Here is a 21,274-nt window from a genome sequence, read left to right as displayed (position 1 = left end):
CGAGACGGCCAGCCAGGCGTTATGCTCCGCGGCGCCGACCAGCAGCACGTTCCTGGCGCCGGCGCTCGGAACGGGTCAGCACGGGGCCGTCGGCGGCTGCGCCCGCCCCGACGTACGACGCGTCGTCCTCGCCCGCATCGGCGGCAACGGCTCCAGCTCCGGCACCGGCGAAGTCCGGGTCCGCGCCCGGGTGGGCCTTGAGGCCGAGGGCGTCGTCGGAGTACTCCTCCGGGATGTCCTGCGTGTCGTGCACCACCGGCGACTCGTGGGTGCCCTCGGCCTTGCCCAGCTGGTCGAGGTAGAAGACGAAGGCGAGCACCTGGGCGATCGCGTCGTAGAGGTCCGGCGGGATGTAGTGCCCGACCTCGCACATCTTGTAGAGCATGCGGGTCACCAGGGGATCACGCACGATCGGGACCTGGTTCTCCTCGGCCTTCTCGCGGATCCGCGCGGCGAGGTGGCCGGCGCCCTTAGCGACGACCTGCGGCGCCCCTCCCCCGGGCTCGTACTTCAGCGCCACCGCGACATGGGTGGGGTTGGCCAGAACGACGGTGGCGCCGGCCACGTCCGCCATCATGCGGCTGCGGGCCATCTCGCGCGCCCGGGACTTGACCGCCGCCTTGAGGTGGGGGTCGCCCTCCTGCATCTTGGCCTCGCGCTTGATCTCGTCCTTGCTCATGCGCAGCGACTTCTCCACCCGGCGGCGCTCCATGGCCCAGGCGGCGGCCGCGATGACGAGCCCGCTGATGGCGACGATCCGCATGATGTTCATCGCCGAGCTCGCGCCCACCGACACCATCGCCGACAGGCTCCAGCGGCCGGTGCCGGTGAGCTGGTTGACGACGCCGGAGGTCACCACGTACGCCACGAACCCGAAGACCACGAACTTGATCAGCGTCTTGACGAGGGTCCAGATCGCCTGGGCGCCCATCATGTTCTTGATCCCGGGAACGGGATTGAGCTTCTTCCACTTCGGCTTGAACCGCTTGCTGTAGACGTGCACGCCGCCCTGGACGACGTGCCCGAGCACACCGAGCACCATGGTGGCGAACACCATCGGCCCCACGATCTTGAAGAAGTCCACCACGACGGCCTCGAGGATGGGCCGGATCTGCATGGCGTCCGGGCGGGTGGCCATCCGCGGGATCTCGCTCATCAGCTGCACGAAGCTGGCGTGCAGGGCGTCCACCGTGTACGGGCCGAGGACCACGAACGCCAGGACCGTGAGCCAGGCCGACAAGTCGGGGGTCTTCGGGATGTTCCCCTCGTCCTTGGCCTCCTTGCGCCGCTTGGCGGTGGGCTTCTCGGTTTTGCTGTGCTTGTCCTCCGCCACGATCCCTCACCCCCCCAGCAGACGGGTGAGGACGCCCATGTCGAGGGCCACCCGGTCGACGAGCGCGGCGACGGCCCCGGGCAGCAGCGCCACGGCGATGCTGGCCAGGGAGACCGTCAGGACGGTCTTCACCGGGAAGGCGAGCTGGAAGATGTTCAGGCTCGGGACGGCCCGGCTGACCAGGCCGAGCGCGATGTCCGCCAGGACCAGCACCGCCACGATCGGGCCGCAGATCTCCAGGGCCGAGACCAGGTAGGTGCCGAGGTTGCGGACCAGTCGCTCGGCGGCCTCCCCCAGCGCCGGGGGCTGCAAGGGTGCCACGCGGAAGCCGCGCAGCAGCCCCTGGATCATGATGAGGTGGCCGCCCGAGGCGAAGAGCAGCGTGGTGCCGACCAGGTTCTGAATGCGGCCGAACACCCCGCTCTGCGTGTTCGACATGGGGTCGAGCAGCTGGCTCATCGTGAACATGCTGAACAGGTCCACCAGGTCGCCGGCGGTCTGGACCGCCGACATGAGCAGGAGCGCGAGGAAGCCCAACACCGCGCCGGTGCCCAGCTGGTAGACGACGGCCCACGCCAGCGTGAACATGTCGTCGAACCGCGCCGTCCCCGCGAGCCCCGGGCTCACGGCGAGCGCGACCGCTCCGGCGAGCGCCCCCTTGACGCGCATCGGCACGCCGCGGCCGTTGAACGGCGGCGCGATCACCAGGAAGGCCATGATCCGCGCCATGACCAGCAGAAAAGTGATCAGGAGGTCGTAGGAGCCGCTGAGCGTGACCCCCTCCGCCGGTGCCAGGGCCGGGACGGTCATTTCGCGAGCATCGCCGGGAGGTCGAGGAAGAGCTGGCGCGTGAACGACACCATCTCGCCCATCATCCAGTTTCCGGCGAGCAAGAGAATGAGCGCGACCACGATGACCTTGGGCACGAAGGTCAGCGTCATCTCCTGCACCTGCGTCACCGACTGCAGCAGGGAGATCGCGAAACCGATGACCAGGCTGACGACGAGGATCGGTCCGGCGACCTTGACGCCGACGATCATCGCCTGGACGGCCAGGTGCATCACTTGGTTGTCGGTCATGGCGCCTCCCCTCCGCTACCGATAGCTCGTGACCAGCGCGGTCGTGATGAGCGACCAGCCGTCGACCATCACGAAGAGCAGCAATTTGAACGGCAGCGAGATCATGACCGGCGGGAGCATCATCATGCCCATCGACATCAGGACCGAGCTCACGACCAAGTCGATGACGAGAAAGGGGATGAACACGACGAAGCCGATGATGAACGCGCTCTTGAGCTCGGAGAGGATGAACGCCGGGATCAGGGTCGTGAACGAGGTGTCCCGCTTGTTCTTCGGCTGCTCGGACTTGCTCATCTTGATCATCGTCTGCAGTTCCATGTCGCCGGTGTGGTCAGCCATGAACAGCCGCAGCGGCTCGCCGCCCTTCTCGAGGGCCTGTTGCTCGTTGATCTGGTTGTTCACGTAGGGCTGCACGCCCAGCTCGTTCATCTGGCTGATGACCGGCGACATGACGAACAGGCTGAGGAACAGCGCCAGGCCCGCCAGCACCTGGTTCGGCGGGATCGTCGGCGTTCCGAGGGCGTTGCGGGTCAGCGAGAGGACCACGGCGATCTTGGTGAACGAGGTGCACAGAAGCAGCAGCGACGGCGCGATCGAGAGCACCGTCATCAGAATGATGATCTGGATGACCTGGTTGCGGCCGGCGGTGCCGCTGTCCACGGTGACGCCGACGCCGCCCGGGCCGACGGTGGGGGTGGGTACCCCGGGTGCGGCGGGTGCGGCGGGTGCGGCCGGTACGGCGGGTCGGGCGGGCGCGGCGGGTTGCGCGGCCACCGCGACCGCGGCCGAGGTGGGAGCGCCGGACGGTACGGCGAGCGTGGCTGCTCCGCCGGCCGTCGGCGCGGCCAAGCCGGTCGGTGCCGCCGGGGCCGCGGGAGTCGTCGGTACGGCGGGGGCCGGTGCGGCTGGCGCCGCCTGGAGCGCCGGCGCGCCGCCGTACACGGGCCGCCCCGACGGACCCGCCGTGAGCGCGGGGGCCGCGCCCTCCGGCGCCGTCGACGAAGCGGCCGGCATCCCGAACACGAGCCGCACCGAGTCGATGGCCGGTCCGACGGAAACAGCGAAGGCCGCCACGAGCAGGGCAGCGAGGAGCAGGCGATGGCGGGCGCGGAGCGGCCGGCCGTCGCGGCCCTTGGGCAGGCGAGAGATCAGCCGGTCAGCCACGATGACGGCCTCCCCCGCGGTCGGTGTCCTGGGACACGCGCTCGGCGATGGCGCGAGCGCCCGCCCCCTGTCGCTTGACGTCGCGGCGGACGGTGAGGCCGGTGGCGTGGCGCAGGGCCGTGGCGAACGACGTACCGCTGGATAGCGGTCCGGCCACCGCCGGGGTGGCCGCGTCGTCGCGGTCCGGGCGCGCAAGGTCTTGCGGCGCCGGGTCGGGCAACGCGGCGGGATCCATCCGGCTCAGCAACGTCACCTCACCATCGGTGACGCCGAGCACGAGGATGTCCTCGCCCACCTGGACGACGGACAGCCCGGCGTGCCGGCCGAGGGCCTGGCGCGCGAGGACCGTGATCGGGACGCTCCGCTGCGGCCTGCCGGCCAGGCCATGGCGTCGGTTGACGACCCGGGCCGCCCAGATGACGAGGCCCAGGACGACCGCCAGGGAGACCGTCATGCGCACGAGCAGGACGACGGCCGAACCGTCGCTCACGCGCTGACCCGCCCCTCGCCTTCGGGGGAGCAGATCTCGGAGATCCGGACGGCGAACTCCTCGTCGACCACGACGACCTCGCCGTGCGCGATGAGCTTGCCGTTGACCATCACGTCGACGGGGGCGCCGGCCGCGCGGTCCAGCTCGATGATCGAGCCCGGGATCAGGCCGAGGATCTGCTGCACGGGCATCCGGGTCCGACCCAGCTCGACGCTGACGCCCATCATGACGTCGCGCAGGAGGTCGATGCGGCGGGGGTCGATCGAGTAGGTGAACTGCCCGGTCAACGGCGCCAACGTCATCGCGGCCGCGTCCGCCGGGCCGTGCGGATCACGCGGGGGCGGGGGCACGTACAGGGCCTGGCCGTTGGGGTCGCCACCAGCGCTGGCGGCGCCGCCTCCCCCGACCGGGGCAACCCCCGACATGGCGGGGTCGGCAGTCTGCGTTGGTCCAGCAGCACCCGCCGTACCGTCGCCCGTCCCGGCAGCGCCCGGCTCCCCGGCCGCGGCCGCGACGTCGCCGTCCGCGTCGCCCGCGTCGACAGCTGCCTCGGCCGCGTCGTCCGCGGAAGCCTCGCCCTCGGCAGCCTCGTTCTCGGCCGCCTCGATGGCGGCGGCGAGCTGGGCCGCCGCGCCCTGGCCGGTGGCCTTGGCCGGAAGGGTCATCAGCAGGGCCGCGAGCGTCTGACCCTTGAAGAGGCCGACGACATTGCACTCGTCGGCCTTGTCGAGGGCGTCGAAGGCGTCGGTCATGTGGATCTCGCCGGTCTTGAACTCGCCGAGCGGCCCCTGAAGCGCGGTCAGCGCCTCGGTGAGCGCGGCCGTCCACTTGTCGCGGGCCTCGGTGCGATCGAGGATCTCGCCGGTCGCGTGGTCGACCAGGCCGGTCACGATGAGGATGACCGAGCCGACGTTCCCGGCGTCCTTGACGACGCTCTCGATGCCGTAGGCGCCGCCCGGCAGAGACAGGGTGGTCGCCTGGATCGCGGAGAGCGGCTCGATCGTGAGCTCTTCGGAGTCCGCGAAGTGGCTCGGCAACGCCTCGGCGGCCGCGAGCAGTGCGGCGTCGAGTTCTTCGTTGAGGGAGGACATCAGCGGTTCCTTCGCGGCAGGGTGGGACAGGCGGTCAGAGGGTCACGATCTGGCAGGCGAGGCGACTGCCATGGCTGCCCGGTACGGCGGCGCCGACGGCGACCCCGTCGGCGGACAGCGTCAGCGGCTGGTTGGTGGGGTGCCGCAGGGGCAGGACGTCCCCGACCTGGAGGTCGAGCACCTCATGCGAGGTGAGTTGGATCGGTTCGAAGGCGACGGTCACGGTGACCGGCACCTCCTGCATGCGGTCCTTCAGGGCCTTGGCGGCCAGTGCCTGGGGCCCGGTCAGCTCCTGGGGCTTGGCCTTGAGGACCTCAAGGACCGGGGCCACGGTGGACACCGGGATGCACAACGACGCGTTGGAGACCAGGTCTCCGATCCGCAGCTCGAAGCTGGAGACCACCATGGGGTCCTGCGGCGGGGCCAGCTGGAGGAGCTGCACGTCCGATTCCAGGGACTGCACGGTGCACTTCACCGGGGCGAGCGTGTCGAAGGCGTAGGTCAGCTCGCGCACGATGCGCTGCACGACGCTGCGGATCAGGCCCGCCTCGATGTCGGACAGCGCACGACTCGGCTGCTCGTCGGTCCCGGGTCCGCCGAGGAGACGGTCGATGATGCTCATGACCACCTCCATCGGCATCTGGAAGACGCCGTCGCCGCCCATCGGGCTGAACTCGCAGATCGCGAGGAGCGAGGGATTGGGCAGGTTGCGGCTGTAGTCGTCGTAGGTGACCTGCTCGACGCCGGTCAGCCCGGCATGTCCCACGATCCGCAGGGTGGTCGACAGCACGGTCGCCATCTGGCGAGCGAAGGTCTCGTTCACCATCTGCAGGGCACGCAGCTGCTCGCGACTGAACCGGCTGGGACTCCGGAAGTCGTAGAGCGCAGGGGTGCCGTTCACGTTGCCTCGAATCGGCTGGAAACGCCTGCTTCTGAGGCGAATACGCGGGTGGAAGGGGCCTTCACAGCGGGCTCACTGCATGACGAAGTCGGTGAAGTAGACCTTGATGACCTTGCCCTCGTAACGCTCGTTCACTTCCTTGGTGAGCGTGGTCTGGGCCTTCTCTTTGTTCTCGGGCTTGAGGAGCTGGTCCATCGTGTAGTGGCCCAGCACGCCGATGGCGGCGTCGCGTGCCTTCGAACCGTCGAACGTGGCCAGCGCCTTCTCACCGCCCGCCTTGAGCGTGGCGTCCTCGGAGAGCTGGAGCGCGAGCCCCATCTTCAGGTACTTGCCGTCGGCGAGGTTCAGCGTCATCGCGTCCTTGAGGTTCACCACGGCGCCGGGCTCCTTGGTGAGGTCCTTGGGGGCCTCCTTGGGGCCGAGCACCATCTTGAACACCAGCCCGGCGGCGAGCAGCACGACGATCGCGGTGGCGGCGATGACGATGATCATCTTCTTGCCGCCGCCCTTCTTCTCTGCGGCTTCACCCTCGGCGGGCTTCTCGTCCTTGTCCTTAGCCATCTCGAACAGCTCCTAGCCCGGATGTTGCATGGGGGCTTGCTGGTGGGGGCCGGGCCGTCGTTGACGCCTCGGTGGGGCTGATTCTGGCCGGTGGGTATGACAATGTCCCGGGGCGGCGCTTCCGGTGGGCGTCGTCTTCCACGGACGAGGGCTGTGTTGCGGGTTGTCGGGGCGGGGTGGTGGCGTTGCTCAGGGCGGGGCCAGGATCGCGAGGCGGTCCCATCCGGTGGTGAAGAGTCCCGCCCAGGGCGCCGTGACCTTGACGTGGAGCAGGCGTTGCCTACCGGTGTGGGCCAGGGTGGCTGCGATGGTGAAGAGCCGCAGCCGTAGCGTCTTGGGTTCCCAGCGGCGGGCATCGGTGCTGGTGAAGGCCAGCATGCCCATCCACGCGATCAGGTCGTTCGCGAGTTGCACGATCAGGAGCCAGATTCGGTTCTGGGCGAAGCCCTGCAGGGGCAGGTTGGTCAGGCCGGTGTCTTTGGCGATGCGGATCCGGTCTTCGCAGCGGGCCCGGCGCCGGTGGCGTAGTTCCAGGTCGGCCAGTTGCCCACGGGTCGTGTTGGTGACGAAAGCGGTCAGCCGGTACCCCCGACGTCGGTGAAGCGGAGTTGGGCGCCGGGGTGGGGTCGTTCGCGTCGGACGATGACCCGCATCCCGGCCGGGTACCCCGTGAGGAGACCCTTAGCCGCGAGGAGGTCGGTGAGCTCGACGACGGCCGCGCCGTCCCGGACGCCGCCGTCGGCGTCGAGGGCGACCTGCCAGGCGGTCTCGGGGATCAGCGCGTACAGCTGGGGCGTGCTGGTGGGCAGGGTGTACCCGATGGAGTACGACAGGCCGCGCCGGTCCAGGAAGGTCAGGAACTCCCGGGTGCCACCGGCGCCGTCGGTGCGGATCAAGACTTTCTTGCCGGGCCGGGAGGGGTTGATCCCGGGCACCGCCGCCAGCGCCGTCTTGGTCACGGCGATGTGGTCAGCGGCCGTGTTCGACCCAGCGTTCCCCGCTCGCAGCAGCATGCCGAGCGGTTCGCCGGTGCCCGTCTTGCCGTGGTCGAGGAAGGCGCACAGCGGGTGGAAGCCGTAGCCATGTTTGAACGTGGCGGCGGCGTTCTCCTTCTCGGAGTGGGCCGTGATCAGCGTCGCGTCAAGGTCGATGACCAGCGGATCGGTTGCTGAGGCTGCGTGGTTCGGGGCATGGGTTCCGGCCCGATGCCACACGTGGGCGCGGGCCGCGGTTCGGGCCGCGGCCACGGCCTTCTCCACGGCGGCCACGTCGCCGGCCAGGGCCGCGATCGTGCGCGAGATCGTGGCATCAGAGGCCACCAGGCCATACAGGCCCGGCTCGGAGCGGATGAGCGCCACATCACGGCAGGCGTCCCCACCCAGGACCAGCGAGATCGCCAGATCGAGCAGCACCTTGGCCGGGTCATGCCGGGCCAGCGACTTACGCCACGGCGTCAGCGCCGCACTCAACGCCCCGACCAGCCCGGAGGTGGTCGCGGTCCGGGTCAGCAGCACACCCCCGCGTGCGCGACCGCGGGCACTGCCGCGGTGTCGACTCGGACAAGGGGATAGGGACCGCTACGCTTACTCACCTGGGAAGTGCCCTTCGAACCACGCGGATATCGGCCTAGACAATCGACATCCTCGCAGCTCAAGGGCACTTTTCACGTCACGGCACGCTCACCGCCGTGAAATCTCCGGGCTAGTCTCACGAGGAGTTTGCCGATGGAAGGCATGGAGGAGATCGTTCAGGAGTTCCTGATCGAGTCCCACGAGAACCTTGACCAGTTGGACCAGGATCTGCTCGCCCTCGAGCGCGACCCGAACTCCCGTGAACTGCTGTCGAGCATCTTCCGCACCCTGCACACGATCAAGGGCACCAGTGGCTTCCTCGCCCTGCACACCCTGGAGAGCGTGGCCCACGCCGGAGAGAGCCTGCTGAGCAAGCTCCGCGACGGCGAGATGGCCCTGAACAACGAGATCGCCACGACCATGCTCGAAATGGTCGACGCGGTCCGCGCCCTGCTCGGTCACATCGAGAACGACGGGAACGAGGGTACGGAGGCGTACACCGAGCTCGTCACCCACCTGCAGGACCTCCTGGAGGGCCGGTTCCGTGACGCGGCCGCCACCCCGGCGGCGCAGGCCGCGGAGGTGGCCGCGCAGGCCGCCGACGTCGCCGCGCAGGCCGCCGAGGTCGCCCAGATCGTCGACGCCGCCGAGAGCGCGCAATCGGCGCAGCTGGAGCACGCCGCCGAGGCGGCCCAGGCCGCCGACGTCGCCGCGCAGGCCGCCGAGGTCGCCCAGATCGTCGACGCCGCCGAGAGCGTGCAATCGGCGCAGCTGGAGCACGCCGCCGAGGCGGCCCAGGCCGCCGCCGAGAGCGGGGCCGCGCAGGCCGCCGCCACCGTCGCCCACGCCGCGGCCGAGGCCGCCGGCGGCGCCGCCGCACCCGCGGCCCCGGTCGCCGTCGCGGAGGGCCCGTCCGAGCCGCCCGCCGAGACAGCCGCACCCGCACCCGCCGTACCGACCGCCCCCGCCGAGGCCGCCACCGCGGCCGCGGCCGCCCAGGCGACCGCCGCGAAGGCCGCGTCCCAGCCCGCGGGCCAGGCCGCCTCCCAGCCGGCGAAGGCCAAGGGTGAGGGCGAGCGGCGCAGCGTCGCCGACTCCAGCATCCGCGTCGACGTCGACCTGCTCGACACGCTGATGAACCTGGTCGGCGAGCTGGTCCTGACCCGCAACCAGCTGATCCAGCGCGCCGCCGCGCGCCAGGACCAGGAGCTCATGCGGTCCATGCACCGACTCAACCTCGTCGCCGGCGAGCTGCAGGAGGGCGTCATGAAGACGCGCATGCAGCCCATCGACAACGTCTGGTCCAAGATCCCCCGCGTCGTGCGCGACCTGGCCAACCAGATGGGCCGCCAGATCCGCGTCGAGATGGAGGGCAAGGAGACCGAACTCGACAAGACGATCCTCGAGGCCATCAAGGACCCGCTGACCCACCTGGTCCGCAACTCCTGCGACCACGGCATCGAGCCGCCGGACGTGCGCGTCGCCAAGGGCAAGCCGGCCGAGGGCCGCCTGCTCATGCGCGCCTTCCACGAGGGCGGCCAGGTCAACATCGAGATCATCGATGACGGCGCCGGGATCGACCCCGACAAGCTCCGCGACAAGGCCGTCGAGAAGCAGCTCCTGTCCCGCGAAGAAGCGGACCGGATGAGCGACCGCGACGCCTTCCACCTGATCTTCCGCGCCGGATTCTCCACCGCCGCCGCCGTCACCAACGTCTCCGGCCGCGGCGTCGGCATGGACGTCGTCAAGACGAACATCGAGAAGATCGGTGGCGTCATCGACGTCAGCAGCGTCACCGGCGAAGGCACCACGGTCCGCATCAAGATCCCGCTGACCCTGGCGATCATCCCCGCCCTGTTGGTGCGCGGCGACGAGAACATGTTCGCGATCCCGCAGGTCAACCTGCTGGAGCTGGTGCGCCTCGACAAGGAGCAGGCGGCCGAGCGCCTGGAGAACATCCAGGGCACCCCGGTGTACCGGCTGCGCGGCGCGCTGCTCCCGCTCGTCGACCTGCGCAAGCAGATCGGCGCCGACGAGGTCGAGCACGAGACGACCTTCATCGCGGTCCTCAAGGCCGACGAGAAGCAGTTCGGGCTGGTCGTCGACGACATCGAGGACACCGAGGAGATCGTCGTCAAGCCGCTGGGCAAGCAGCTGCGCGGGATCAACCTCTACGCCGGCGCCACCCTCATGGGTGACGGCCGCGTCGCGCTGATCCTCGACGCCAACAGCCTGGCCGGCCGCGCCGGCATGATCAACGACTCGGGCGAGGCCGCCAAGCGGGCCGCCGAGGAGGCCGCGCGCCGCTCGAACACCGACGCCACCTCGCTGCTCGTGGTCAAGCTCGGCAACGGCCGCCGGGCGGCGCTGCCGCTCAAGGTCGTCGAGCGCCTCGAGGAGTTCCCGATGTCTCGCGTGGAGACGGTGGGGCGAACCAGGTGGTCCAGTACCGCGGCGTCATCCTCCCGCTGCTCCGGCTCGCGGACGACTACGGGAGCTACGAGGCGATGGAGGAGAACGCGCCGCTGCAGGTCGTCGTCTGCCAGCACCGCGGGCAGCTGTTCGGCTTCGTGGTCAGCCAGGTGCTCGACATCGTCGAGGACGAGCTGGCCATCCGCACGCACCTCGACACCGGCGGCAACCTCGGCTCCGCGGTCGTCAACGAGCACGTCACCGAGCTGCTCAACATCGACCACGCGCTGCTCGGCATGCTGCCGCCGGAGCTGGAGAACTACGGCCAGCAGTTCACGGACGACGACGAGTACGCCGGGCTGCGGTGAGCTTCGTGACCCATCAGTACTGCACCTTCAGGCTGGGCGGCCACCTCTTCGGCGTTCCCGTCGAGACCGTCCAGGAGGTCCTGCGCCAGCAGGATCTGACCAAGGTTCCGCTCGCGCCGGGCGCCGTGTCCGGGCTCATCAACCTGCGCGGCCAGATCGTCATCACGGTGGACCTGCGCCACCAGATGGGCCTGCCGCCGCGCGACAAGGACCAGCCCGCCACGAACGTGGTGGTCCGCACCAGCGAGGGCGCTACCAGCCTGCAGGTCGACGAGATCGGGGACGTGCTGGAGCCGGATCTCGACCGGTTCGAGGCGCCACCGGAGACGGTGCCGGCTCAGGTCCGCGACATGGTGGTCAAGGTCTGCAAGCTCGACCACGACCTGATGCTGGTGCTCGACACCGAGAAGGCCGCGTCGGTCGGCGCCGAGGCCGCCTGATCGCGACGCGCAACGACGTACGGCGTGGGCCGGCATCCCCAACGCGGGGGTGCCGGCCCACGGTCGTGGAAGGGCACCCCCACTGAGGAATCCCGACCACTCCGGGGTGGGGCCGAGAGTCCTTGAGAACGTTGCGCGTTCGCCGATGTGTTGAGTGTGCCGCCGGGCTCGCCCGGTGGGCGGGTCCAGCCGGGCCTCAGGAGCGCGCGCCAACTGCCGATCCTGGGAGAGGCACCGGTCGGTCCACGGTCCCGAGTCCCTCCTATGGAAGAGCACCCATGGCGAACCAGTTCTGTACCTTCCGCCTCGGCGGCCACCTCTTCGGGGTGCCGGTGGAGACCGTTCAGGAAGTCCTGCGTCAGCAGGACCTCACCAAGGTGCCGCTGAGCTCGCCGGAGGTGTGTGGCCTCATCAACCTGCGGGGCCAGATCGTCATCACCGTGGACCTGCGCCGCCGGATCGGCCTGCCCGACCGGGACGCCAGCACGCAGGCCACCAACGTCGTCGTCCGCACCAGCGAGGGCGCCACCAGCCTCCTCGTGGACGAGATCGGCGACGTCCTCGAACCCGACCTGGATCGCTTCGAGGCGCCCCCGGAGACCGTCCCGGCGCGCGTCCGCGACCTCGTCGTCAAGGTCTGCAAGCTCGATCACGACCTCATGCTCGTCCTCGACACGGACAAGGCCGTCGCCGTGGATGGCGCGGCGGCCGCCGCCTAGCGCGACCGCCGAGCCGGCCTGCGGCGCCATACCCGCCGTGCCCCTCCGCCCTTGCCAGGCGGACCCGCCCGAGCCCGACACGGGGCCCAGAACACCTAGAGGACGAAATGCGTGCACTGGTGATCGACGACTCGCGCGCGATGCGCACGATCCTGACGCGGACCATGGACAGCCTCGGTTTCGAGGTGGAGGCCGTGGGCGACGGGGCGCAGGCGCTCGAGGCGGTGCAGCGCGGCCCGCTGCCCGACGTCTGCCTCATTGACTGGAACATGCCGGTCATGAACGGGCTCGAGTTCATCGTCGAGGTCCGCAAGAACCGCGACTGGCGGGACATCACGCTGATGATGGTCACCACCGAGGCGGAGCAGGCCAACATCGTGCGCGCGCTCGCCGCGGGCGCGCACGAGTACGTCATCAAGCCCTTCACCACGGAGATCATCGAGGACAAGCTCGCGATGCTGGGGCTGCTCTGATGGCCGAGAAGATTCGCGCGATGGTCTGTGACGACTCGGTGGTCATCCGCCGGCTCGTCGCCGACGTCCTCGCGGCCGACCCCGAGATCGAGGTCGTGGGCACCGCCGTCAACGGCAAGAACGCCCTCGATAAGATCCCGATGCTGAAGCCCGACGTGCTCACGCTCGACGTCGAGATGCCGATCATGGACGGCCTGCAGACCCTCGTCGAGGTCCGCAAGACGTACAAGAAGCTGCCCATCATCATGTTCTCGACGCTGACCGAGCGGGGCGCCGGCGCCACGCTGGACGCGCTCGAGCGGGGCGCCTCCGACTACGTCTGCAAGCCCGCCAACGTCGGCTCGCTGTCCGAGTCGATGGAGGCCGTCCGCAGCCAACTGATCCCCAAGATCAAGTCGCTCACCGGGCGCGCGCCGATCGTCCCCGCCGGACGGGCCGCGCGGCCCGCCTTCGGGGCGCCCCCGCCGGGCGCCGGCGGCCGCCCCGGTGCGCCGGGTGCGGCCGGGTCGCTCGCCGCGCCGCCGGCTCCAGGGGCCAGCGGTCCGCTCAAGGCCGCGGCCCCGGGCAACCGGGTCGACGTCGTCGCCATCGGCGTCTCGACCGGCGGTCCCGACGCGCTGACCACGGTCGTCACCGCCCTGCCCGCGAACTTCCCGGTGCCGGTCGTCGTCACCCAGCACATGCCGCCGGTGTTCACCCAGCTGTTCGCGCAGCGGCTCAACGCCAAGTCCAAGGTCGAGGTCAAAGAGGCCGCCGCCGGCGACCCGCTCAAGCCCGGCCACGTCTACATCGCCCCCGGCGATTGGCACATGCGGTTCAAGCAGGCGGCCAACGGTCCCGTGGTGGTCCTCGATCAGGGCCCCCAGGAGAACTACTGCCGCCCCGCGGTGGACCCGATGTTCCGCTCGATCTGCGAGATGTACGGGTCGCACATCCTCTCGGTGATCATGACCGGGATGGGCAGCGACGGCCACCGCGGCGCCGAGCACATCATCCGCGGCGGCGGCACGCTGCTCGTGCAGGACGAGGCGACCTCGGTCGTCTGGGGCATGCCGGGCGCCGCCGTACAGGCCGGACTGCCCTGCGAGGTCCTGCCGCTCGGCAAACTCGCCGACACCATCACCCAACGCGTCAACGCGGGCCGCGGCGGCTCGGCACCGAGGAGGACGCTATGACCATCTCCGGTCCGGATATCGACTTCGTCAGCCAGGTGGTCCGGGCGCGCTCGGCCATCGTGCTCGACCGCAGCAAGGAATACCTGATCGAGTCGCGGCTGCAGACGCTGGCCCGCGAGCGCGGCGACGCGTCCATCGGTGAGCTGGTCAGCAAGCTGCGGCAGGCCCCGAACGGGCCGCTGCGGGACCAGGTCGTCGAGGCGATGACCACGAATGAGACCAGCTTCTTCCGGGACATCCACCCGTTCCGGGCGCTGTCCGACCAGATCCTGCCCGACCTGCTGGTGCAGCGCGGCCGGGAGCGGTCGCTCAACATCTGGTGCGCGGCGTGCAGCTCCGGCCAGGAGCCCTACACGATCGCGATGTCGATCCAGGAGCTCATCGGCGCGGACCCGAGCTGGCGGATTCGCCTGCTCGCCACCGACATCGACACGCAGATGCTCACCCGCACCAAGGAGGGCATCTACAACCAGTTCGAGGTCAACCGGGGTCTGCCGGCGCAGCTGCTGGTCCGGTACTTCGCCCGGCACGGCATGAACTATCAGATCGACTCCCGCCTGCGGAACATGGTCGAGACGAAGTTCATGAACCTGTCGGAGCCGTTCCCGCCGATGCCGCAGATGGACGTGGTGTTCCTGCGCAACGTGCTGATCTACTTCGACGTCGAGACGAAGAAGCAGATCCTCGCGCAGGTCAAGAAGATCATCCGGCCCGACGGCTACCTGTTCCTCGGGGGCGCGGAGACCACGATGAACGTCGACGATCAGTGGATCCGCGAGACGATCGGGCGCGCCACCGTCTACAAGCTGCGGGCCTGACCCGCCGGTCGCGTCCTGTCGCGGGCAACCCCGCGCGCAAAACGCAAGGGCCCACGATACACGCCGTACGCCGAGAGCGGCGGCTCCCCGACCGGGAGCCGCCGCTCGACCGCTCGAGCGGGCCGATATCTGTGCCGGTCAGCCCCCGTTTCCGTTGAGACGCAAGCGGGTTCGGTCGACCGCCCGGATCGGCTCAGGGGCCGCGCGGCCTGGCCGAAGAGAAGGGTGGCCACGGATGGCGAACCCGCACGAAGCAGTCCCGCACCAGGCACCGATGCCAGCGCCTTGACGGCGCGGAGGGACTGCCGCCGCACGACCCTCGCTCCAGGGCCCGTCCCCACCCGGACCCCGCACTTCGCCCATCACGTCCGGGGGGACCCCACATGACCAGCCTCATCGGTGACACCACGATGTCGGCGCTGCACCACGCCCTGACCGGGCTGTCGCTGCGGCAGCGCACGATCGCGGACAACATCTCGAACATCGAGACCCCGGGGTTCATGGCCGGAAAGGTCGACTTCGAGACGAGCCTGAAGCGCGCCTACGCGAACGGCGACCCGAGTTCGGCCCCGTTCAGCCGGGCCCACTCTCTCGAGCCCACGCGGACCAACGGCAGCAATGTCAACCTCGACGAGGAGTCGCTGGCGAGCGCGCAGACCCTGCTCACCACGCAGCTCGCTACGGCCGCGATGACGATGAAGTTCCAGCGCCTGCGCGTCGCGATCACCGGCCAGGCCTGATCGGGCGACCCGGACATCACGGACAGCACGGAACGCCGGACGCACGCGCGGTAGGGGAGGAAAGACATGAGCATCTTCGGGGCGATGAACATCGCGTACTCGGGCCTGGTCGTCGACCGTAAGTGGCTCGACGCGGTCTCGGACAACATCGCGAACATGAACAACGTCAGCCGGACCGACGAGAAGGCCTTCCAGGCCCGCTACATCCTCGCGCGGGCGAACCAGTACGGGAACAACGGCGGCTCCTACGTCGCCGGGAACCTGTGGGGCGACCCCAACGGCCGCGTCGTGTCGGACCCGACGAACCCGCTGGCCGATGCGGACGGCAACGTCCGCATCCCCGACATCAACCTGTCGGACCAGATGGCGCACCTGATGATCGCGCAGCGCGCGTACCAGGCCAACCTCGCGGTGGTCGACCGCAGCAAGTCCATGTACGAAGCGGCGATTGGAATCGGCAAGTGACCTTCACCATTCCGGGCATCAACACGATTCCCGCCTTCGGCGTGCAGCCCGTTCGCGACCTCACCGGGGCGGACAAGCTCACGATGCCGTCGTCGGTCGGCTCGCCGAGCCGCGGCGAGTTCGGCTCGATCCTCGCCACGAAGATCGGCGAGCTCGACGCGCTGCACAAGACCAGCGACACGCTCGCCGTCAAGGCCGTCACCGGCGACCTCAGCGACATCCACGACTACACGATCGCGGCCAACGAGGCCACGGCCGCCACCCAGCTCGTCGTCCAGGTCCGTAACAAGGCCGTCGAAGCCTTCAACGAGATCATGAGAATGCCGCTGTGAAGAACGTCAAGATCCAAGCCGTCCTCGGGCGCGCGCGCGGCGCGTTCAACGGCTTCACCACCGGCCAGCGCGCCGTCACGATCATCGCGGTCGTGGTGGCGCTGGTCGGTGCGCTCGTGTTTGCCCTGTGGGCGGGGCGGCCGACGATGACGCCGCTCTTCACCAACCTGTCCCCGGCGGACGCCGCGGCCGTCACCACGAAGCTGCGCGAGTCCGGGGTGCAGTACGAGCTCACCGACAGCAGCAAGACCGTGCTCGTGCCGGCGGAGAAGCTCGACCAGGCGCGCCTCGACATCGCCGCCGCGAACGTCGTGCAGAACAGCCCCGACGCCGGCGGCTACGCCCTCCTCGAAAAGAACAGCCTGACGAGCAGCGACTACCAGCAGAAGCTCACGGCCAAGCGGGCGTTTGAGGGCGAACTCGCCAAGACGATCCGCAAGATCGACCGCGTCCGCGACGCCAACGTGATCCTGGCCCTCGGCGAGAACTCGCCGTACCAGGACGAGCAGACCAAGCCCACCGCCTCCGTCCAGGTGACCATGCAGGAGGGCGCCAAGCTGGCGTCCGGCCAGGTCGACGCGATCACCCACCTGGTGGCCTCCGCGATCCCCAAGCTCGATTCGGGCGCCGTGACCGTCACCGACGCCAAGGGCGTGCGCTACACCGACGAGGGCGGCGGCGTGGGCGGCACCGCCGACGCCAAGACCGAACAGGTCCGGGCCATCTCGGCGCAGAAGACGAGCCAGGTGCAGCGCTTCCTCGACACGATCGTCGGCCCCGGTAACTCGACCTCGTCGGTGCAGACCGACCTGGACTTCGACAACACGAAGGTGACGCGCCAGGAGTACATCCCGGTGCCCGCCGGCGCCGTACCCGTCGTCGAGCAGCACAGCACCGAGAAGATGACCGGCTCCACCGGTCAGGTGGTCGGCGGCGTCCTCGGGCCGGACAACATCACCGTCCCCGGGCTCGACCAGGGCAACAGCAAGAACGACTACGCCAAGGACGACTTCACCAAGCAGAACCCGTACGGCGTGCAGACCACGACCAAGGACCTGTCCAAGGGCGCCGTGAAGAAGATCAGCGTGGCTGTGGCGGTCGACGCGACGAAGGCGGGCACCTACAGCCAGGCCGAGCTGAGCAAGCTCATCGGCGCCGCCGTCGGGCTCGACCCGGCGCGCGACACCATCGTCGTCTCCAAGCTGCCGTTCGACACCAAGGCCGCCGAGGCCGCCAAGGCCAAGTCCGACGCCGACGCCGCTGCGGCCCGCCAGGCCCAGCTCATCGACCTCGCCAAGAACGCCGGCCTGGTGTTGTTGCTGCTGCTCGCCCTGCTCATCGGGTTCCGCCGCAGCCGCAAGCGCACCGAGGTCGTCGACCTCGGCGAACTCCCCTCGGCCGAGGAGCAGCACGCCCTGCCGGCCATCGAACCCCCGGTCGAGTACATGCTCGACAACGAACCCCTCCCCGTGATCGAGGCGACTCCCGTCGACCCGCAGAGCCAGGCCCGCGTCCTGGCCCGCGAGGAGATCGGCAGTCTCGTGGAGGAGGACCCGGACGAGGTCGCGCGCCTGCTGCGCGGCTGGATCTCAGATCGGAGCTGACCCATGAGCGCGGTTGCCCAGATGACCGGCCTGCGCAAGGCCGCCATGCTCCTCGTCCAGCTCGGTACCGAGCACTCGGCGCAGATCATGAAGACGCTGCGCCCGGCCGAGGTGGAGGCGCTCTCCGCGGAGATCGCGCGGCTCGACTCGGTCGACGTCGACACCCTCGACGAGGTGCTGGAGGAGTTCCGCCAGCTGGCCCAGGCCCGGCAGTACTACGTGCAGGGCGGCGTCAACTTCGCCGAGGAGGTCCTGGTCGCCACGATGGGCCAGGACAAGGCCCACGAGGTGATGCAGCGGCTCACGGCCAGCCTGGTCGAGATGCCGTTCGAGTTCCTGCGCCGGGTCGACGCGAAGCTGATCCTGTCGTACCTGCAGGACGAGCACCCGCAGACCATCGCTCTGGTGCTCGCGCACATGCAGCCGGACGCCGCGGCGATCATCCTGTCCGGGCTGGCCCCCGAGATCCAGGCCGAGGTCGCGCACCGGCTCGCCATCATGGATCGGACCAGCCCCGAGATCGTCAAGCAGGTCGAGGCTCACCTGGAGCGCCGGCTCTCCACGCTGGTGCAGGCCAGCGACTACAGCAACGTCGGCGGCCTGACCGCGCTGGTCGACGTCATCAACCAGAGCGACCGTACGACGGAGCGGCTCATCCTCGAGGGCCTGGAGAAGCGGGACCTGGAGCTGGCCGAAGAGGTTCGGGCCCACATGTTCATGTTCGAGGACATCGTCGGGCTCGACGACCGCGCCATCCAGGTGGTGCTGCGCAAGGTCGACTCCAAGGACCTGGCCGTGGCCCTCAAGGGCGTGCGCGAGGACGTCCGCGAGAAGATCACCCGCAACATGTCCGAGCGCGCCGCGCTGTCCCTGGCCGACGAGATCTCGATCCTCGGCCCGGTGCGTCTCAAGCAGGTCGAAGAGGCGCAGGCCGTCGTCATCCGGCACATCCGGATGCTGGAGGAGGCCGGCGAGATCGTCGTGAGCCGCAGCGGAAGCGACGAGTTCGTTGCCTAACTCGGGCCGGTCGACGCGCGGGTACGTGCTGCGCGGCGGCGAGCATTCCTCGCCGGTGCGCCCTGCGCGCATGTCGGCGAACCTGGAGACCAGCGCGTACGTCGCGCCCGGCGTGGCGGACCCGCGCCTCGTGGACCCGCACCTGGAGGCGGTCGTCGAGCAGGCGGCCATGGAGGCCCGGGCGCGGGGGTTTCGCGCGGGGCACTCCGCGGGGTACGCCGCGGGCCGCCAGGAGGGCCTGGCCCTGCTGGAGGAGCAGCGCCGCGAGCTGGCCGAACGGGACGAGATCGACCGGGCCCGGCGCAAGGGCTACCTGGAGGACCTTCTGGAGCAGGCGCGGACCGCGGTGCGCCAGGCGCTCACAGTGCACACGCCCACGCTGGAGGAGCTGTATGACGTCATCGCCACGATGACCGTCGAACTGGCCGAGGATCTCGTGGGTCACCACCTGGAGATCGACGGCCACGGGGCGAAGGACGCCCTGGTCCGGGCCATGGCACAGGCGCCCGTCGGCGCCGACGTGACGGTGCGGCTCAACCCCGTCGACGCCCAGGAGATCGCCGACTTCGCGGCGACGGTGCCGGAGTGGGGGGCGGTGCGGATCGTGCCCGACCCGAGCGTGGAGCCGTGCGGTGCCGTGGTCACCGCGGAGAACCTGGAGATCGACGCCCAGTACGGGCCGGCCTTCGAGCGCGTTCGCAAGGTGATTCGCCCGTGAGGGCCCTGCTGGAGCAGCTGCGCGACGCCGCGAGGCCGACGATGAGCGGCCGCGTGGTGAGCGCGGTGGGCCTGTCCATCGAGATCGCCGGCCTGGAGCTGGGCGTGGGCGAGGCCGTGCGCATCATCGGCGACGAGGGACCCATCATGGCCGAGGTTGTGGCCCTGGGTGACGGTCGAGCTACCTGTATGCCGATTTCCGACTTGCGCGGCGTACGCGCGGGCTGCCCCGTGCAGTCGACCGGCGGCCCGCTGCGGGTGCCGGTGGGGCGCGGTCTGCTCGGCCGTGTCGTCAACGCGCTCGGCGAGCCGATGGACGGCCGCGGCGGGCTGTCCGGCGTCCAACTCGTGAGCTCGACCGGCCTCCCGCCGGCCGCGATGGAGCGCGACCGCATCGACACGCCGATGCCGCTGGGCGTCCGGGCCATCGATTCGCTGATCCCGTGCGGCCGCGGCCAGCGGCTGGGCATCTTCGCCGGCTCCGGCGTCGGCAAGTCCAGCCTCCTGTCGATGATCGTCAAGGGCACCACGGCGCCGGTCTGCGTGCTGGCGCTGGTGGGGGAGCGCGGCCGCGAGGTGCGCGAGTTCGTCGAGGGAGACCTGGGCCCCGAGGGTCTGCGGCGCGCCGTCGTCGTCGTCGCGACCTCGGACGAGCCCGCCCTGGTGCGGCTCCGGGCGGCGTTCACGGCGACCCGCATCGCCGAGTGGTTCCGGGACCAGGGCGAGGACGTGGTCCTGTGCATGGACTCCGTCACGCGCGTCGCGATGGCCCAGCGCGAGGTCGGCCTGGCCTCCGGCGAACCGCCGGCGACCCGCGGCTATCCGCCGAGCGTGTTCGGCCTGATGCCGCGCTTGCTGGAGCGAGCGGGTACGGCGGCGCGGGGCAGCATCACCGGCCTCTACACCGTCCTGGTGGACGGGGACGACCTCAACGACCCGATCGCGGACAACGTACGCTCCATCCTCGACGGCCACATCGTGCTGTCCCGGCGGCTCGCGACGTCCGGGCACTTCCCGGCCGTCGATGTGCTGGAGTCGATTTCCCGGGCCGAGAAGGCGATCACGACCAGGGAGCAACGGGCGGACTCGATCACGATTCGTCAGCTGCTCGCGGCCAAGCGCGACGCCAAGGACCTGATCGAGATCGGTGCGTACGTCGCGGGTAGCAACCCCACCGTCGACCGCGCGCTGCGGCAGGCGGGGGACATCGACGCGTTCCTGCGGCAGGACCTGGAGGACCTGACGCCCGCGGAGCAGACCTGGTCCTGGCTCCACGAGCTGGCTGCGGCCGGCTGAGGGTGAGCGGCTGATGGCGAAGACCTCGCGGGAGAAGCAGCTCGACACGTTGCTGCGCATCCGCAAGATCGAAGAGGACCTGGCCAAGGGCGAGCTCGCCCAGGCCAACGCCGCCACGCGGACGGCGTACGCGCGCCTGGAGCACAGCAAGGCGACGTACGAGCGCGAGGCGACCCCGCCGGAAACCTGCGACGTCACCGGCTTTCGCGCCCACCTGGCGCACATGAACTCCGTGGCGGGCATGGTCCGCGGCGCCGAGCGCGGCGTCGACACCGCGGAGGAGGAGGCCGGGCTCGCCCGGGGCAAGGTGGCGCGGGCGCGCATCAAGAGCCAGGGGCTGGAGCGGTTGGTCGACAAAGTGCGGGACGCGGCTTTCGCCGAAATGCTCGCGGCCGACCAGCGCACTGCCGAAGAGAGTAGGGCAGGCGTCCGTCCGAAGGGAGCCCGATGACCGTCGACATGACCGGTATCGCCGCGTGCCAGGCGCGCATCGCCGAGCTGCAGTCCC

At 70.0% G+C, this 21,274-nt stretch carries 21 protein-coding genes and 3 pseudogenes; 15 read left to right on the top strand and 9 right to left on the bottom strand.

What is annotated here, in order from left to right; translation table 11 throughout:
- Nucleotides 1-196: 196 nt before the first annotated feature.
- The 9 genes and pseudogenes from IPK37_10910 to IPK37_10870 all read right to left on the bottom strand — a co-directional run bounded on the left by IPK37_10910 (nucleotide 197) and on the right by IPK37_10870 (nucleotide 8,210).
- Nucleotides 197-1,333 (bottom strand): annotated as a pseudogene (locus tag IPK37_10910) (EscU/YscU/HrcU family type III secretion system export apparatus switch protein).
- 6 nt (nucleotides 1,334-1,339) lie between these two features.
- Complete coding sequence (locus tag IPK37_10905) at nucleotides 1,340-2,143, bottom strand: flagellar biosynthetic protein FliR (GenBank protein QQR99541.1); 804 nt, start codon at nucleotides 2,141-2,143, stop codon at nucleotides 1,340-1,342.
- Nucleotides 2,140-2,412, bottom strand: coding sequence for a flagellar biosynthesis protein FliQ (gene fliQ / locus IPK37_10900; GenBank protein ID QQR99540.1), 273 nt, complete (start codon nucleotides 2,410-2,412; stop codon nucleotides 2,140-2,142). Before fliQ ends, IPK37_10905 begins: the two co-directional genes overlap by 4 nt.
- Nucleotides 2,413-2,427: 15 nt before the next feature.
- Entirely contained in the window at nucleotides 2,428-3,186 is a 759-nt protein-coding gene (gene fliP, locus IPK37_10895) for a flagellar type III secretion system pore protein FliP (GenBank protein ID QQS02820.1), read from the bottom strand.
- 382 nt (nucleotides 3,187-3,568) lie between these two features.
- Nucleotides 3,569-4,066, bottom strand: coding sequence for a flagellar biosynthetic protein FliO (gene fliO / locus IPK37_10890; GenBank protein QQR99539.1), 498 nt, complete (start codon nucleotides 4,064-4,066; stop codon nucleotides 3,569-3,571).
- Nucleotides 4,063-5,157: a flagellar motor switch protein FliN gene (gene fliN, locus IPK37_10885; protein ID QQR99538.1), complete on the bottom strand. Its 1,095-nt coding sequence runs from the start codon at nucleotides 5,155-5,157 to the stop codon at nucleotides 4,063-4,065. Before fliN ends, fliO begins: the two co-directional genes overlap by 4 nt.
- 34 nt (nucleotides 5,158-5,191) lie before the next feature.
- Nucleotides 5,192-6,058: a flagellar motor switch protein FliM gene (gene fliM / locus IPK37_10880; protein QQR99537.1), complete on the bottom strand. Its 867-nt coding sequence runs from the start codon at nucleotides 6,056-6,058 to the stop codon at nucleotides 5,192-5,194.
- A 72-nt stretch (nucleotides 6,059-6,130) separates the two neighbouring features.
- Nucleotides 6,131-6,619 carry a flagellar basal body-associated FliL family protein gene (locus IPK37_10875; GenBank protein ID QQR99536.1) on the bottom strand — a complete coding sequence of 163 codons (489 nt, stop codon included), beginning with the start codon at nucleotides 6,617-6,619 and terminating at the stop codon, nucleotides 6,131-6,133.
- Nucleotides 6,620-6,808: 189 nt separating this feature from the next.
- A pseudogene (locus IPK37_10870) lies at nucleotides 6,809-8,210 on the bottom strand (IS1380 family transposase).
- A gap of 142 nt (nucleotides 8,211-8,352) precedes the next feature.
- On the opposite strand from IPK37_10870, the pseudogene IPK37_10865 reads away from it, so the two are divergent.
- The 15 genes and pseudogenes from IPK37_10865 (at nucleotide 8,353) to IPK37_10795 (ending at nucleotide 21,217) form a co-directional block, all read left to right on the top strand.
- Nucleotides 8,353-8,679: pseudogene (locus IPK37_10865) on the top strand (Hpt domain-containing protein).
- A gap of 1,949 nt (nucleotides 8,680-10,628) precedes the next feature.
- Nucleotides 10,629-10,970, top strand: coding sequence for a chemotaxis protein CheW (locus IPK37_10860; GenBank protein QQR99535.1), 342 nt, complete (start codon nucleotides 10,629-10,631; stop codon nucleotides 10,968-10,970).
- On the top strand, nucleotides 10,967-11,410 hold the full coding sequence (locus tag IPK37_10855) for a chemotaxis protein CheW (GenBank protein ID QQR99534.1): 444 nt from the start codon (nucleotides 10,967-10,969) through the stop codon (nucleotides 11,408-11,410). The genes IPK37_10860 and IPK37_10855 overlap by 4 nt, the downstream gene beginning before the upstream one ends.
- Nucleotides 11,411-11,688: 278 nt before the next feature.
- Complete coding sequence (locus IPK37_10850; protein QQR99533.1) at nucleotides 11,689-12,129, top strand: purine-binding chemotaxis protein CheW; 441 nt, start codon at nucleotides 11,689-11,691, stop codon at nucleotides 12,127-12,129.
- Between the two features lie 107 nt (nucleotides 12,130-12,236).
- Complete coding sequence (locus IPK37_10845) at nucleotides 12,237-12,602, top strand: response regulator (protein ID QQR99532.1); 366 nt, start codon at nucleotides 12,237-12,239, stop codon at nucleotides 12,600-12,602.
- Nucleotides 12,602-13,777: a chemotaxis response regulator protein-glutamate methylesterase gene (locus IPK37_10840; protein QQR99531.1), complete on the top strand. Its 1,176-nt coding sequence runs from the start codon at nucleotides 12,602-12,604 to the stop codon at nucleotides 13,775-13,777. Before IPK37_10845 ends, IPK37_10840 begins: the two co-directional genes overlap by 1 nt.
- Entirely contained in the window at nucleotides 13,774-14,595 is an 822-nt protein-coding gene (locus IPK37_10835) for a protein-glutamate O-methyltransferase CheR (GenBank protein QQR99530.1), read from the top strand. The genes IPK37_10840 and IPK37_10835 overlap by 4 nt, the downstream gene beginning before the upstream one ends.
- 383 nt (nucleotides 14,596-14,978) lie before the next feature.
- Nucleotides 14,979-15,335 (top strand): flagellar biosynthesis protein FlgB, encoded by a 357-nt coding sequence (locus IPK37_10830; protein QQR99529.1) that lies wholly within the window; start codon nucleotides 14,979-14,981, stop codon nucleotides 15,333-15,335.
- Between the two features lie 66 nt (nucleotides 15,336-15,401).
- On the top strand, nucleotides 15,402-15,800 hold the full coding sequence (locus IPK37_10825) for a flagellar basal-body rod protein FlgC (GenBank protein QQR99528.1): 399 nt from the start codon (nucleotides 15,402-15,404) through the stop codon (nucleotides 15,798-15,800).
- Between the two features lie 83 nt (nucleotides 15,801-15,883).
- Nucleotides 15,884-16,132 carry a flagellar hook-basal body complex protein FliE gene (locus IPK37_10820; protein QQS02819.1) on the top strand — a complete coding sequence of 83 codons (249 nt, stop codon included), beginning with the start codon at nucleotides 15,884-15,886 and terminating at the stop codon, nucleotides 16,130-16,132.
- Nucleotides 16,129-17,736: a flagellar M-ring protein FliF gene (fliF, locus tag IPK37_10815; GenBank protein QQR99527.1), complete on the top strand. Its 1,608-nt coding sequence runs from the start codon at nucleotides 16,129-16,131 to the stop codon at nucleotides 17,734-17,736. The genes IPK37_10820 and fliF overlap by 4 nt, the downstream gene beginning before the upstream one ends.
- Nucleotides 17,737-17,739: 3 nt before the next feature.
- Nucleotides 17,740-18,753 (top strand): flagellar motor switch protein FliG, encoded by a 1,014-nt coding sequence (gene fliG, locus IPK37_10810; protein ID QQR99526.1) that lies wholly within the window; start codon nucleotides 17,740-17,742, stop codon nucleotides 18,751-18,753.
- 70 nt (nucleotides 18,754-18,823) lie between these two features.
- On the top strand, nucleotides 18,824-19,471 hold the full coding sequence (locus IPK37_10805; GenBank protein ID QQR99525.1) for a flagellar assembly protein FliH: 648 nt from the start codon (nucleotides 18,824-18,826) through the stop codon (nucleotides 19,469-19,471).
- Nucleotides 19,472-19,479: 8 nt separating this feature from the next.
- Nucleotides 19,480-20,766, top strand: coding sequence for a FliI/YscN family ATPase (locus IPK37_10800; protein ID QQS02818.1), 1,287 nt, complete (start codon nucleotides 19,480-19,482; stop codon nucleotides 20,764-20,766).
- 13 nt (nucleotides 20,767-20,779) lie between these two features.
- Nucleotides 20,780-21,217: a hypothetical protein gene (locus IPK37_10795; GenBank protein ID QQR99524.1), complete on the top strand. Its 438-nt coding sequence runs from the start codon at nucleotides 20,780-20,782 to the stop codon at nucleotides 21,215-21,217.
- The last annotated feature ends 57 nt before the right edge of the window (nucleotides 21,218-21,274 follow it).

The sequence above is a fragment of the Austwickia sp. genome, from assembly GCA_016699675.1.
Classification (GTDB): domain Bacteria; phylum Actinomycetota; class Actinomycetes; order Actinomycetales; family Dermatophilaceae; genus Austwickia.
Note: the sequence above shows the minus strand (reverse complement) of the source record. Positions and strands in the feature narration are given on the sequence as shown.

Excerpts from the sequence above, each read along its gene's own strand:
- IPK37_10850 (QQR99533.1), top strand. The coding sequence starts at position 11,689 with ATGGCGAACCAGTTCTGTACCTTCCGCCTCGGCGGCCACCTCTTCGGG.
- IPK37_10820 (QQS02819.1), top strand. The coding sequence starts at position 15,884 with ATGCCGTCGTCGGTCGGCTCGCCGAGCCGCGGCGAGTTCGGCTCGATC.
- IPK37_10830 (QQR99529.1), top strand. The coding sequence starts at position 14,979 with ATGACCAGCCTCATCGGTGACACCACGATGTCGGCGCTGCACCACGCC.
- IPK37_10805 (QQR99525.1), top strand. The coding sequence starts at position 18,824 with ATGTCGGCGAACCTGGAGACCAGCGCGTACGTCGCGCCCGGCGTGGCG.
- IPK37_10825 (QQR99528.1), top strand. The coding sequence starts at position 15,402 with ATGAGCATCTTCGGGGCGATGAACATCGCGTACTCGGGCCTGGTCGTC.
- IPK37_10875 (QQR99536.1), bottom strand. The coding sequence starts at position 6,619 with ATGGCTAAGGACAAGGACGAGAAGCCCGCCGAGGGTGAAGCCGCAGAG.
- fliG (QQR99526.1), top strand. The coding sequence starts at position 17,740 with ATGAGCGCGGTTGCCCAGATGACCGGCCTGCGCAAGGCCGCCATGCTC.
- fliQ (QQR99540.1), bottom strand. The coding sequence starts at position 2,412 with ATGACCGACAACCAAGTGATGCACCTGGCCGTCCAGGCGATGATCGTC.
- IPK37_10795 (QQR99524.1), top strand. The coding sequence starts at position 20,780 with ATGGCGAAGACCTCGCGGGAGAAGCAGCTCGACACGTTGCTGCGCATC.
- IPK37_10840 (QQR99531.1), top strand. The coding sequence starts at position 12,602 with ATGGCCGAGAAGATTCGCGCGATGGTCTGTGACGACTCGGTGGTCATC.
- IPK37_10905 (QQR99541.1), bottom strand. The coding sequence starts at position 2,143 with ATGACCGTCCCGGCCCTGGCACCGGCGGAGGGGGTCACGCTCAGCGGC.
- IPK37_10835 (QQR99530.1), top strand. The coding sequence starts at position 13,774 with ATGACCATCTCCGGTCCGGATATCGACTTCGTCAGCCAGGTGGTCCGG.
- IPK37_10845 (QQR99532.1), top strand. The coding sequence starts at position 12,237 with ATGCGTGCACTGGTGATCGACGACTCGCGCGCGATGCGCACGATCCTG.
- fliN (QQR99538.1), bottom strand. The coding sequence starts at position 5,157 with ATGTCCTCCCTCAACGAAGAACTCGACGCCGCACTGCTCGCGGCCGCC.